Annotated in this window: 11 protein-coding genes and 1 pseudogene; 4 read left to right on the top strand and 8 right to left on the bottom strand. The window is 44.7% G+C overall.

The genetic code is table 11. The features are described 5' to 3' along the window. Positions 1-279: 279 nt before the first annotated feature. From isiD to QZ918_RS29315, 5 genes and pseudogenes are all read right to left on the bottom strand, one after another. On the bottom strand, positions 280-492 hold the full coding sequence (isiD, locus tag QZ918_RS29335) for a protein IsiD (protein WP_293341666.1): 213 nt from the start codon (positions 490-492) through the stop codon (positions 280-282). 45 nt (positions 493-537) lie between these two features. Beyond that, a complete protein-coding gene (locus QZ918_RS29330; protein WP_293341663.1) occupies positions 538-1,164 on the bottom strand; it encodes an alpha/beta hydrolase in 627 nt (208 codons plus the stop codon). A 361-nt stretch (positions 1,165-1,525) separates the two neighbouring features. After that, positions 1,526-3,610 (bottom strand): CHASE domain-containing protein, encoded by a 2,085-nt coding sequence (locus tag QZ918_RS29325; protein WP_293341660.1) that lies wholly within the window; start codon positions 3,608-3,610, stop codon positions 1,526-1,528. 97 nt (positions 3,611-3,707) lie between these two features. Then, positions 3,708-4,925, bottom strand: a pseudogene (locus QZ918_RS29320) (transposase). A 459-nt stretch (positions 4,926-5,384) separates the two neighbouring features. Further along, positions 5,385-7,295 carry an ATP-binding protein gene (locus QZ918_RS29315; protein ID WP_293341657.1) on the bottom strand — a complete coding sequence of 637 codons (1,911 nt, stop codon included), beginning with the start codon at positions 7,293-7,295 and terminating at the stop codon, positions 5,385-5,387. A gap of 612 nt (positions 7,296-7,907) precedes the next feature. On the opposite strand from QZ918_RS29315, the gene QZ918_RS29310 reads away from it, so the two are divergent. Beyond that, a complete protein-coding gene (locus tag QZ918_RS29310; RefSeq protein ID WP_293149664.1) occupies positions 7,908-8,105 on the top strand; it encodes a hypothetical protein in 198 nt (65 codons plus the stop codon). 128 nt (positions 8,106-8,233) lie between these two features. On the opposite strand, the gene QZ918_RS29305 is transcribed toward QZ918_RS29310, so the two are convergent. After that, positions 8,234-8,359, bottom strand: a complete 126-nt coding sequence (locus tag QZ918_RS29305) for a hypothetical protein (RefSeq protein WP_293341654.1) — start codon at positions 8,357-8,359, stop codon at positions 8,234-8,236. Between the two features lie 861 nt (positions 8,360-9,220). Here QZ918_RS29305 and QZ918_RS29300 point away from each other — a divergent pair. Then, complete coding sequence (locus QZ918_RS29300) at positions 9,221-10,045, top strand: cyanophycinase (RefSeq protein WP_293149676.1); 825 nt, start codon at positions 9,221-9,223, stop codon at positions 10,043-10,045. Here the strand turns inward: QZ918_RS29300 and QZ918_RS29295 are convergent, their stop codons facing one another. Together QZ918_RS29295 and QZ918_RS29290 are read right to left on the bottom strand one after the other, a co-directional pair. Then, positions 10,046-10,171 (bottom strand): hypothetical protein, encoded by a 126-nt coding sequence (locus tag QZ918_RS29295; protein ID WP_293149661.1) that lies wholly within the window; start codon positions 10,169-10,171, stop codon positions 10,046-10,048. 256 nt (positions 10,172-10,427) lie between these two features. Next, positions 10,428-10,676: a hypothetical protein gene (locus QZ918_RS29290; RefSeq protein ID WP_293149659.1), complete on the bottom strand. Its 249-nt coding sequence runs from the start codon at positions 10,674-10,676 to the stop codon at positions 10,428-10,430. Positions 10,677-11,529: 853 nt separating this feature from the next. Between QZ918_RS29290 and QZ918_RS29285 the strand changes: the two genes are divergently transcribed. After that, positions 11,530-11,817 (top strand): glycogen-binding domain-containing protein, encoded by a 288-nt coding sequence (locus tag QZ918_RS29285; protein WP_293149657.1) that lies wholly within the window; start codon positions 11,530-11,532, stop codon positions 11,815-11,817. Further along, positions 11,811-12,245: an alpha amylase C-terminal domain-containing protein gene (locus QZ918_RS29280; RefSeq protein ID WP_293341651.1), complete on the top strand. Its 435-nt coding sequence runs from the start codon at positions 11,811-11,813 to the stop codon at positions 12,243-12,245. Before QZ918_RS29285 ends, QZ918_RS29280 begins: the two co-directional genes overlap by 7 nt. Positions 12,246-12,541 lie beyond the last annotated feature (296 nt).

The raw sequence follows: 12,541 nt of genomic DNA, 5'->3' as shown, positions 1-12,541 counted from the left end.
TTAGTAGTGAGGACTTTAGTCCGCATCCATGAAAGGACTAAAGTCCTCACTACAAACCTGATAAGATTGGTTAGTAGTGAGGACTTTAGTCGGCATCCATGAAAGGACTAAAGTCCTCACTACAAACTTTGTTTCATATTCTCACAAAAAAGAATCAAGAAAGAAGTTGAGATGAAAACAGACAAAAATCCATAACTCATCTGTTCAATCCGCAACAAAATATGCTGCTAACTTCTTCCTCAATCCCGTCGAAACTTTGAGCTAGATTTTTAAGCCTATCTATGCTTCGTCGTAGGCTTCCATATCCAGAAGGTGGAGATAGGGTTCAACCATCTCCGGCCGCTGAAAGGCAAGCGATCGCAACAAATGCCAATCTTTCAATCCCTCAAAAGGATCTGTATAATCGTCAACTTCCAAACGGACAGCCAATTCTGCCACGTCCTCAGAAGTAAGTACAGCAATATCGCGCGATGCTTTGGTTAAAGTTTTCATTTTTTTCCCCTGCCCGAGACTTCCGCCATACTATATCCTAAGCCTTTAATCAGATTTAGACACAGTTTCTACAACAAAACTTCGCATTACATCTACAACTTCCGGGATAATCTCGTGTCCCATGTTAAATTCTCGATACTGCACCGGTGCTCCCCAAGCAATCAAACTCTCGCGCGATCGCACCGCCGCACTAACGGGCACAATAGTATCTTGAGTACCGTGCACGATCGAAACAGGTGGCAAAGCAATCCCAGCAACTGGTGAAATCGACGAATGCAAATAACCGCTCAAACAAATTAAACCCGCTAGGGGCAAAGTCAAGCCCACATCCAGAGTCATCGCCCCGCCTTGAGAAAAGCCACCTAAAATCGTGCGAGACAAAGGCACGCCCGTGCTGCTTTCCAAAGACAGCAATAATTCCTTCAGCAATTCCCTGCTTTCTACCAATCCCTCAGCATCTTTGTTTGCTAGGTCATACCACATTTTGCCACCCATTACCTGAGGATGGGGAAACGGGGCGTCGGGAAACACAAACTGATAATCCGGCAAATTGAACGCCGGTGCTAACGCAGTCAAATCCCGAGCATTAGCACCCCATCCGTGCAAAGCGACAATTAAAGCGACTGGTTTGCGATCGGTGGTTGGCGGAATGCTAATAAATTGTAAAGACATCGTAATTAGTAATTGGTAATCAGACCTTACTACAATGATAAATTGTCGCGGCGCGTAAAATCCCAGATATTTGTTTTCGGTAATATTTAAATGTAAATTAGGATGTGCTTGCTAATATCGTTTCCGGTTGCATCGGTATTGTTTAAACTGTCAACTGTCAATTAAGGATCGCAAATTAAATAATTTATACATATTTGTGGGATGGGCGTCCCGCCCGTCTAGAAAGAACGGGTTCTCCCGCCCATCCCACAATAACAATAAAAATTGTAAGTTATTTAATTCTCATTCCTAAGAGGGCCCGCACTCTTGGCACCGCCATATAACTGTCAACTGTCAACTGTCCCAGGTCAACTGTCAACTGTCAACTGACGCGTACCGCTGATGAAATATTAGCAACTGATTGCTCGGGCTGTTGCCGCACGGGTACCTCAATCCAGAATTCAGTTCCCTCTCCCGGAGCCGATACGCACCTGAGCGAACCTTGATGTTTTTCCACTATTTGATAGCAAATCGACAATCCCAATCCGGTACCTTTGCCTACAGGCTTGGTAGTAAAAAACGGCTCAAACAAACGTTGTTTTACATTCTCCGTCATGCCCGCTCCATTGTCCGCGATCCGCACGCACGCACAATTATAACTTAAAAGTTCAGTGCGAATCACAATGGTAGGTAAAAAAGGCGACTCTGAGGAAAATTTTGCGATTAAATGTTTATTTTTTTCGCCGTCATACAAAACATCAATGGCATTGCTTAAAATATTCATGAATACCTGATTTAATTGTCCTGCCCAGCACTCCACCAAGGGCAATTTGCCGTATTCTTTGATAATTTTAATGCCGGGAAAATCACCGTTAGCTTTCAGCCTACCGTCCAAAATCATCAAGGTACTGTCAAGGCCTTCGTGAAGATCGACCGACTTCATTTCAGCTTCATCCAAACGCGAAAAATTTCGTAGAGAAAGCACAATCTGGCGGATCCGTTCGGCTCCTACATTCATCGATTTTAGGAGTTTAGGCAAGTCTTCACTAATGAATTCCAAATCGATCTCTTGTAGTTTTCCTTGTACTTCTGGCGTTGGGTTGGGATATTGCTGCTGGTATATTTTCACAAGTTCCAGCAAGTTTTGAGTATATTCGCCTGTATGGCTCAGGTTGCCAGAAATAAAGCAGACAGGATTGTTAATTTCGTGAGCCACTCCAGCCACCAACTGCCCCAAGCTGGACATTTTTTCAGTTTGGATTAGTTTTAATTGCGCTGACTGTAAATTTGTCAGTGCCGTTTCTAGTTCAGCGGTGCGCTCTTTTAGTTGAATTGTACGATCGCGCACTTGGTGTTCTACTTTGGCTGTACGTCCTAGAGACATCAACAGGTAAGTCGTCAAGCTGCCACTCATCAAAAGCCCGATCGCGCCAATTGCCAGCGAACCCTCATGGGCGCTCAGACTATCGTACCCCTTTCCCGGCAAAACTAGCAGCATCCACTGGCGGTCTGCTATGTTAAATGTGCGAGTGCAAGCACTCTTATTTTCACAGATAGGTTGCCGGAGATTAGTTAACTCTGGATGTTCTAGTTCTGCATTATCTATAAACTGCTTGGTTTGCGAGTCGTACCGCATCAGAAAGCGTTCTTTCCCTGTAGCTGAATTGTCATAGAGATAAAAATTTATGTGATCTAAATTCAGCGATTCTAAATAAAAATTGACCATATTGGTAATCTGAAACACACCTGAAATCACTCCCCTGAGGTTTTCGCGGCTGTTTGCCGAGTTATCTGGAGAACTTGCGCGGCCAGGTACTGGCAGAAATAGTTGCACTCCAGGTCGATCGTTCTTGATTAATTGAATCTTCCCCGAAGCAGCTATTTTCCCGGTATTCACCGACTTCTCTAAAGCTGCTTTGCGTTCGGGATTGGAAGCCAGATCGAAACCCAGTGATTTTGTATCTGCTTCCAGGGCTTCTCTGTACGTGACAGGAAAATATTCCGATCGCGCTTTTACTGGCACAGGCTTTTTGTCAGCATCTCGCTCGTAGATTTGAAATGCCCGAAAACCTTCGGCTCGAATTGTCTGTTCGTAAGCTACTTTGTCCGCAGCCGGGACGCGCAAAACCCAGTTTACAGAAAAGACAGCAGCATTTCGGGACAGTGCCGGTTGAACGAATTCCCTCAAATCTTCTCTGCTAACTTCAGCAGATGCGCTGTAGAATGCTTGAATTGAGTACAGAAAATCTAAGTTTTTGTTGATGCTTTGCTGTAATGTCGCATTCAGGCGATCGGCTTGCTGATGAAATTCTGCTGCCATCCGCTGATTTTCCCAATTCCAGACAACGGCAGCCGCTATCAATGACAAGCCGGCACCCGTGCAAAGAGTCAACGCTGCTGGAATGTAGCGGCGATACGACTGTAAACTTTTCGTTACTAAATTAAACCAATTGCTCGCAACATTCATATTTCCAGAGTTTTTGGCACCGGAGTGCGATTCGTTTAAATAGTTCTGAATTTCCTTGTTGACACTCCCCAGCCTGAAGGCGTGGGGATTCTTTGATCTACGACATGACTTGCTGATGCAGGATTTCTCCAGCTTGCAGTAGAGGACTCATCTCCCAAAGCGTTGCTTGCATTTAATGCAAAGCTTCCCGTATGCCCTACGGTAGCCAATCCTCGACTTAGGATATTTCTAGCTGCATTGAAATCCCTATCTAAGCTACAACCACACTGACAAACGTGAGTTCTAGTAGATAGTGTTTTCTTGACAATTGTACCACAACTAGAGCATTCTTGGCTGGTATATTGCGGATTTACCGCAACTGTTACTTTCTCAAATACTTTGCCAAAATATTCAAGCCAGACACGAAACTGATACCAAGAAGCATCATTAATCGACTTAGCCAAACAGTGATTTTTTGCCATATTTTTAATTCTCAAATCTGCCTTCGGCACGGCGAAGCGCCTACGTAAGCTATCAAATCGTTAGATTGAACTACGCACCGTGCAAGTTTGATTGCATGATCTTTACGTTGCCTACTTATTTTGAGGTGGCGTTTTCCTAACACCTGTCTGGCTTTGCCTCTGTTCTTTGAACCTTTTAGTTTTCTTGATGTTCGACGTTGACAACGCTTAAGAACTTTTTCACCTTTTCGGAGGAACTTGGGGTTTTCAACCATTACCCCATTGGAATCGGTATAATATTCCTTCAACCCAACGTCTAAGCCGATGTTATTACCATTCGGTTCTACTATGTTTTCTTTTCGGTCAACATCAACACAAAACTGAACATATACGCCCGAAGCCCGTTTCACCAATCTCACCCGTTTAATTTGGTTAATTTGGTAGAAGTGTAAGTCCCGTGTTCCTTTGAGTTTGAGCTTGCCAATTCCTTTTTTGTCGATAAACTTAATCGACTTCCGATCTTGGGCCAGTTTCCATCCAGTTAATTTATACTCAACTGAGCGACAATCTTTCTGGAATTGCGGATATCCTTTTTTACCGGGAATCCCTTTTTTGCAGTTATCATAGAATCGGGAGATAGCATACCATGCTCTTTCAGCACTGGCTTGTCTTGCTTGAGAGTTAAGTTCGTCGGCAAACGGAAATTCACTCGCCAGTACCGCACAATATTTGTTTAAGTCGTACTTATCTATTTTTCTATTGTCCATCCAATAGCGCAAACAGCTATTGCGAACAAATTGAGCTGTACGAATTGCTTCATCTACTGCCGTGAACTGACTTGATTTCCCGTAGGCTTTAAACTCAAAAACTAGCATGGTTTGACCTCCCACGTTATCCTATATCTTTCAGTACAAGATTGGCTCGCAAGTGCAACAAAGATTTATAATTAAAGCCATCCTAGAAGGACTGGGTTTTCAACCCAGTTTCCTTGATAACACGATCGACAGCGCAGAAACAAGATTGTCTCAAAACTTAAGATCGCACAAATATGAATTTATCTTCATAAAGTCGGTTTCTGCGAAAATATTAGTTTGGTAACGACAAGATGATAATTACCTTACCTCAGTATAGTGCGCCGAATGCACCTTACACAAGTAGCAATTCGCAGTTGATTGTTGAATTTGAGTGGGCGCTACACACCTTGCCTAAATAGCAACTCGCACTTAACCGTTGACACGAAGGTGCACTTATTACTTTGTGCTAGTAACAATTCGCACCTTCATGTTGATTTAATAGCCCGCAATCCACACCTTGCTCAAGTAGCAATTTGTACCTTACAAAACAGTCCCAATTTCCTTCAAATACACCCGAGTAAACGGTTCCCCATCCTCCAGACTGTACTGTTCGATTAAACCTTGGCGGCGGATAGAAATACTATTGCCTTCTCGCACCACCACAGTATCGTCATCAGTGCTTTGCCTGAGCAAAATCATCTCTGTTTCCCCCGGATTGTCCAGCACCACCATATTACTGCCCTGATAAAACATTCCCTCAGCTTCCAAAACATTTTCGGGATATTCAGCAATCAACAAATCGAGCTTAGGATTCCGCAGCAAAGTTTGCACATTAAGATTGTAATTTTTATGCAAAACCTTTTCAGAACGGTTGACAAAAAGTCCAGAGCGACAAACAGCACCGATTGTCCAATCAGGATGTTGCAACAGAATGTGGTCGATGGTTTCTTGCAGTTCGTGTACCGAAATTCGGTTGAACGTAATAATCGGAATTCTGGCTGATTTTCCAGAATCAAAGAAAGTATCAATAATATGTGAAGGCACATCAACCCCTTCTCCGACAGCCGGGTTGAGGTGCATAAAAATTCCCGGCGCGGCATTGATTTCGATAATCCCAAAATTCCCAGTTTTCCAAGATTTGGCGAGAGTTTCTGTGACAACATCAATCCCCAAACAAGTTAACCGAAAATGCAGGGCGATATCTTGAGCTAAAACAATGTTATCCGGGTGAATGGTGCGAGTAGCATCGATGCTGACGCCACCTGCGGAAAGATTGGCTACTTTGCGAAGAGATACAGTGCGATCGCCCTCTACGACACTATCCAATGACAGCCCTTGTTCTTCTAGATACATTTCCATCGCTTCGTCGGACTGAATTTTGCTCATCGCCGAAGTTGGCGTGTCCAAACGTTCTGGTTTGCGGTTTTCGCGGCGGATCAATTCCCGAATAGTTGAGTCGCCGTCTCCTGTTACCCAAGCGGGCCGGCGTTCAGTTGCAGAAACAAACTTGCCGTCAACGCACAGCAGCCTAAAATCCGCTCCTTTGATGCTGTTTTCCACAATAACTCGCACGGGCGAGGTTTCGGGAATTGCGTTAACTGCTCTTTTAAAAGCCGCCTGCAATTCCTCTGCATCTCGGACATCTGCGGTGACGCCAATTCCTTTATGACCGACGACTGGTTTAATAGCAACTGGGTAGCCAATTTCTCTCGCAACTCCCAAAGCTCCGTTTTCTGTGGAGACGATATCGCCTTTAGGAACTGGAAATCCTAAGGTAGCAAGAAAAGCTTTACAATCATCTTTGCGCGTGGTAAAATCTGAGTCTAAATGACTGTCGGAATCAAAAGTTGTGGCAGAGCCGCGCACCAGTTTTTTACCGTAACCGTATTGCATCAATCCTTCATCCCACAAATAAAATGTGGGAATGCCTTTTTGGGATGCCGATCGCATTAATGAATAAACTGTCGGGCCTCCGTAAACAGACTGGCGGAACATATTTTGCAGGGCGCCGATTTGTGCTGCTAACGGGAAATCTTGATTTTGATCGATCGCTTCAAACCAATCCCAAACAGCGTAAACTACGGCTCTGGCGCTGCGGGCGTGAATTGCTTCTATGCTGATTCTGCTAAACCCAGAAAATGGTTTGACGTTCCAGTGTTGGAAGTGCAAACCCATATCGAGTTTTGCTACTTCTGAGGCGGTGCGGCCGAACAGTTGAGCGTGGTTCGTGAAGCTTTCGTGCAACAGTTGCGGGTAGCGATCGCCAATAATTTCATGGTAATGTGCGATCGGCTGTGGTGCGATCGCATCCGTCACCGCCAAATCGAAAACTAAAGCCGCTGTTTCTAAATAAGGGTTTGGCCCGATGTAATGTTTGAAGTTGAAAATATCAAAAACATCGGTTTTTCGAGCATTAACCCGGGCTGTCTCGGTATTTTTTTCTTGCAGCATTTTTTAACCTCCTTTGAGCTAACTTATCACACTAGCTCTCTTGTCGGCGCATTCGATACTACCTGCGGGCATATATATTGTAGAGTCTCAGACAGATGAGGTATGTCCGCTAATCGGTAATCGGTAATCGCTCGCGCATATAGCCTTTCTCAAAAAGATGAGGTACGTCTGAGAGCTGGTATAACCGCTTAGACGTATAGGGCTCGCATCCCAACAACATACCTCATCTTTCTGATAACCGCTATATAGGCTCGATCGGGTTTTTGGAGGTACAGACGCCACCGTTTACAAATCCTGACATTCGCAGAATCTGGCATACCTCATGGGGTGCGATCGCCACTATATTGCAGAGAGAGGGAGAGAATGGGAGAGGAAGAAAGAGAGGGAGAGGGGGAGAGAGAGGGAGAGGAAGATAGAGACGAAGAGGGGGAGAATTACCCAATTACCAATTCCCAATTACCAATTCCCCATTACGAATACTAATGACTAATGACTAAATGACTAATCACTAAATTATCAATCACTAATGAAAAAAAGCTATAACTTTTGAGAGGTACACAGCCAATTAAAATTGGCTATGACTGTGAAAAAGGATTTAAGAGGCAGAGAATTATGAAGATTGCACAAACTGCTCTCAGGGATCAAGTTCATCAATTAGCTGAGGAAGCATTTCACTTGAAGCTGATTTCTGGGTACGGTGACGGTCAACACAGCAACGAATATCAGATTGTCTGGAACGGCAAACCCCGACACCTGCCTTTGGAACGAGCGCGTACAGTATTGAGCAATTTGATCGAGCGATCGCACTAACTCGCGATCGAACTAATCTAAAAGCGCCGATCGACCCGGTTGATACGAAAAATAAAAGGTTTATGGGTCAAGTCTCCAGTCAGAAATCGGGTTGATGACCCGTCGCGCGTAAGTCCTGTAATGTAAACTCATTTTTTGACCCCTCCTCCATGGTGTGAGGAGGGGTTAGTTTTTTTATCAAAAATCGCCTTACCAGAAAGAATTGGTTGAAAGCCGGAACCCTTTGAGGGAAAAATTAAAATCAGACTATTCATTACTCCAATACTCAGACTTTTAGGTAGAGTTCGCTTTTCAACTGTCAACTGTCAACTGTCAACTGTCAACTGTTGAAAGCCCGGGATTCGAGTGAAATAACCGGAACGCTTGAGTTGCGTGCCTCCCAGACTTATCAAAATCAGAGGTTTGTTCTGTATCGATCTCTACCTTTTGGCAGTTTTAGGACACAAAAAAGTTATGTTTTAGCTCCTCGGCGGGAAGCCCCGCGCTCTATTGCGTTGCCATGAGCGTCGGGATGAGAGCCAAGGCAATGATGAATTGTGCCCTTGACCGATGCGAAACGCATTTGAGCAAGGGATTGGGCACGATGAAGAATTGCCAATCTCCTACAAACGAAGCGAGAAAAACTGTATCCGCTCAATAACTCGGGGTAGACTACTGCTTTTGGAACGATTTTGCGATGCTTGACGCTCATCATTGAGCGATTTACCCCGATTTATTGAGCGGATACGAAGCGAGAAAAACTGATATACTACTCGCGAGGTCGCTGACCTGCCTAGCCTCTCGAACAGACAGGATTAAGTAGCAGTCATATGCTTGCCACAGCAAGATTGTCGCTAGGGAAGCCGAACCGTCACTGGAAGCCATGAGCAAGCCATACGGCAAGGACAGAAAACAATTAAACTCCTTGGGGCGCAGGGAGTCTGCCCGGAGGCTGTGTATGCAGTCTGCCAGTAAGGGACACACAAGTGATCCAAACCTGTGGACGCTGTGTAAGACCAGTGTTCTCCTTGTGGGAGCAACGGCAACGGCGGATGAAACGGGAAGCCCGCTTCTGTATGCGAAGCATCAGAGTCGGGTACGTCACTGAAATACAATTCATTAAGAGTGCAGATCGTATGGCTGGCAGCGAAAATCAGGGAAAGTTGCTAATTATTGGCGGCGCCGAAGACAAAGACGGGGATTGCAAAATTCTGCGGGAATTCTTGCGGTGCGCTGGAGGCACTAAAGCCCGCATTGTAGTGATGACGGCTGCGACAAGCCTCCCGGGAGAAGTCGGAGATAATTACATCAGAGTGTTTGAACGGCTGGGCGCTGAAGATGTGCGAGTGGTTGATACCCAGAAAGCCGAAGATGCTGACAATCCAGATTATTTAGAAGCGATCGAACAAGCGACTGGCATATTCTTTACCGGCGGGGAGCAAGCGCGGATTATTAGCTGCTTGAAAGATACCAAACTCGACGCAGCTATGCACAAACGCTACTCCGAAGGGGCGATCGTTGGCGGCACCAGTGCAGGCGCGGCGATGATGCCAGACATGATGATTATTGAAGGAGACTCCGAGACAAATCCTCGCGTTGACGTGGTAGCAATGGGCCCGGGAATGGGTTTCCTGCCAGGAATTGTCATCGATCAGCATTTCGCCCAGCGAGGCCGTCTGGGACGCTTAGTTGCTGCACTCTTGTTGCAACCAGCAGTCTTGGGATTTGGGATTGACGAAAATACAGCTATTTTAGTCAGCGGTGACGTGGTTGAAGTCATTGGCGAAGGGGCTGTAACTGTCATCGACGAGTCGGAAAAACTCCACGACAATATGGATGGACTGTTGAAGGATGAGGCTTTGGCGCTTTGCGGGGCCAAGTTGCACATCCTCCCCCACGGATATCGATTTAATTTGAAAACTCGCCAGCCGATGCTCGATAGGGTAGCAACGGTAGCATAGTCAGACTCGGGCGATCGGGCAACTTGCTTGCAACTGTGCAAAAATCTCAAAATTATCTAGGGTGCGATCGATCGCACCTTGCTGTTTGAACGAAGTATCATATCGTGTCCGATCTATTAACCGCAATCAGACTCGTTTGTAGTGCGGACTTAAGTCCGCCTCCGGAAAGCGGACTTAAGTCCGCACGCGCGAACCTTTTTGTTCGCGCGTGCGGACTTAAGTCCGTAGATTTTTACGGACTTAAGTCCGCACTACAAACCTTTTTGTGATGGTAATCGACCGGACACGAACTCAAGGTAAAAACAACCTGATACTTCGTCCAAGACACTAATAAAAAGAAGAGGCAAAATCCTCTTCTTTTATTACTGCCGTTTCTGCTTTTTTAAGCACTTTTTTGTTCGTCAAAAAATGACTGCTGCCCATCTTCAGTAGATACTAAATTCCACCCTTGAGTTATCAGCTTCTGAAAAGTTGCCCATCCCTTAGAACCCCCTGGCTCCATGTAGTCCGAAACCGCGAACTGCGGAAAAGCAGTATAAGGCCGCCACGCTTGACGAGCTTCGGTACGCAGGTGCAATATCTTTTCTCCATTGCCTCCCAATCTGGGCAACCAACACATTTGTTTTAGCATTTTTAACACTCCAGAGTTTTTACAGTAACGGTAATTCGTCAACATCCCAAATTAAACTTTTAGAGCCATCTTAGCCGCTGCTCGGAAGATCTAACAGGTAACAGGGACGGATGAAATTTTCACCGATTACCAATTACTGAGGTAGCAGCAGTCGTTTAAGCTGATTTTGGTTCTGCAAAGTTTCCCAGTCTTTGACTAAAAAACAAGTGCTACCAAGGTATAAGCAAAAATAATCATTGCTCTGATCCGCTCAAACTCGACTTAAAGGCGATCGCCCGAGAATCCAGTTGAATAAAGTATTTATCTTTCTGGTTTCCCTTACTTGATAACTACAAGCTCATCCTCGCTCTTTCCGCCTAAAATGACATCTTTCTACGGTATTAGCTCTGTCAGCTAAAAAATGTTCCTTTAGTTACAAATATTAATCTTTGAAGGCGATTTATCTACTTATCAAAAGTTAAATTAATTTTCATAAACAGCGATCGATAAGTTTTAGTTACTTTAGCTACAATTTTGATTTCATTCAGGTTAGGGATGCTTTGCTGGTACTGCACTTGACTCAATTACGCCCCCGATCCCCCTAATCCGTTTCAAAACGGGGTGGTTTTATTGTCACGAGAAATAAAGGTACGTTGTTGGGCTTGGGCCCTCTTGAGACGTATGGATAAAGAGGGCCCAAGCCCAACAACGTACCTAATTTCTATGATGAGAATAAAACTACCCTGTAGGGTGCGCGCGGAACTCGTGACAACATTCGAGTTACGATTTAACTCTTAAGAACGATGGCGACAGATTGGCAAAATTGTAAAAATGAATACTAATCACAGTTATAAGTTCTGCGTAAAAGGTATTCATGGCCGCTGCAATTCAATTCAAACTCTTCGCTCCCAACAACAAAGCAGCTACAGTGTTCGGCTCTTTTTCTAAATGGGAAGAAATTCCCTTAGAAAAAGATGATAGAGGTTATTTCCACACTAAAATTCAGCTCGCAGACGGTATTTATCAATACAAGTTCCGAGTGCAGTTGCAGAGTCCTTGTTTTGAAACCGACGAATGGGTAAAAGTTAATGACCCCTACGCTACTGAGATTGACAGCACTGCTCATATTTTAAACGCGCTAAATTGGCAGCAGTTTTGCTAGTCACAGCAGTAGGAATACCGATGCTGTGGATGGGCGAAGAGTTCGGAAAATCCACTCGCCAAACCCCCAGCCAGCCGAATAACTTGCAATGGTCTTTGTTGAACAATCAGCAGAATCATGATTTGTTGGAATACTACAAACACCTGATTCGATTGTGGACAAATGTTCCGGCACTTTACACCCAAAACATTGAATTCATCCACCAAAATACCGAAGCTAAAGTGCTCGCTTACTATCGCTGGAGCGATGAGGGTTCGCGAATAGTAGTGGTGACCAATTTTTCGGAAACTTATCTATCTACTTACTGTATTCCTAACTTTCCCGATACCGGAACTTGGCACGAGTGGATGTACAACAAAATTGTAGAAGTTGGGGAAGAAGACTTTAAGTTTGATTTCCCGGAATGGTCGGCTCATGTATTTCTTTGAGATGAGAAAAATTTATGTCCCCAGGCAGAGGTTTGATGAAGTTGTAGAAGATTAAATTGTATTTATGACTGGCACATACAACTCGATCGACCGGGTTTTTGTACCGAGCCTGATGGCCGTAACAACTCGGTGTCTGCGTCCTGAATGGCGATCGCAATTCCTGGTATTGAGTCATTGGTGACAAGTTAAGAAAAAGTGCAAATTGTCAAGGGGGTACACGAAAAAAGGTAAAATAGAATGAAACCTTGACCAGGCAAGCATTTGAGCAAGTTATGACCAGCAAAAAACGCATCAAC

Origin of the sequence: Microcoleus sp. CAWBG58 (assembly GCF_020883045.1) — a bacterium.
Lineage (GTDB): Bacteria > Cyanobacteriota > Cyanobacteriia > Cyanobacteriales > Microcoleaceae > Microcoleus.
This window is presented reverse-complemented; position numbering and strand designations above follow the sequence as displayed.

Bases quoted from the DNA above. Each gene is read 5' to 3' on its own strand.
- isiD (WP_293341666.1), bottom strand. From the start codon at position 492: ATGAAAACTTTAACCAAAGCATCGCGCGATATTGCTGTACTTACTTCT.
- QZ918_RS29330 (WP_293341663.1), bottom strand. From the start codon at position 1,164: ATGTCTTTACAATTTATTAGCATTCCGCCAACCACCGATCGCAAACCA.
- QZ918_RS29325 (WP_293341660.1), bottom strand. From the start codon at position 3,610: ATGAATGTTGCGAGCAATTGGTTTAATTTAGTAACGAAAAGTTTACAG.
- QZ918_RS29315 (WP_293341657.1), bottom strand. From the start codon at position 7,295: ATGCTGCAAGAAAAAAATACCGAGACAGCCCGGGTTAATGCTCGAAAA.
- QZ918_RS29310 (WP_293149664.1), top strand. From the start codon at position 7,908: ATGAAGATTGCACAAACTGCTCTCAGGGATCAAGTTCATCAATTAGCT.
- QZ918_RS29305 (WP_293341654.1), bottom strand. From the start codon at position 8,359: ATGAATAGTCTGATTTTAATTTTTCCCTCAAAGGGTTCCGGCTTTCAA.
- QZ918_RS29300 (WP_293149676.1), top strand. From the start codon at position 9,221: ATGGCTGGCAGCGAAAATCAGGGAAAGTTGCTAATTATTGGCGGCGCC.
- QZ918_RS29290 (WP_293149659.1), bottom strand. From the start codon at position 10,676: ATGCTAAAACAAATGTGTTGGTTGCCCAGATTGGGAGGCAATGGAGAA.
- QZ918_RS29285 (WP_293149657.1), top strand. From the start codon at position 11,530: ATGGCCGCTGCAATTCAATTCAAACTCTTCGCTCCCAACAACAAAGCA.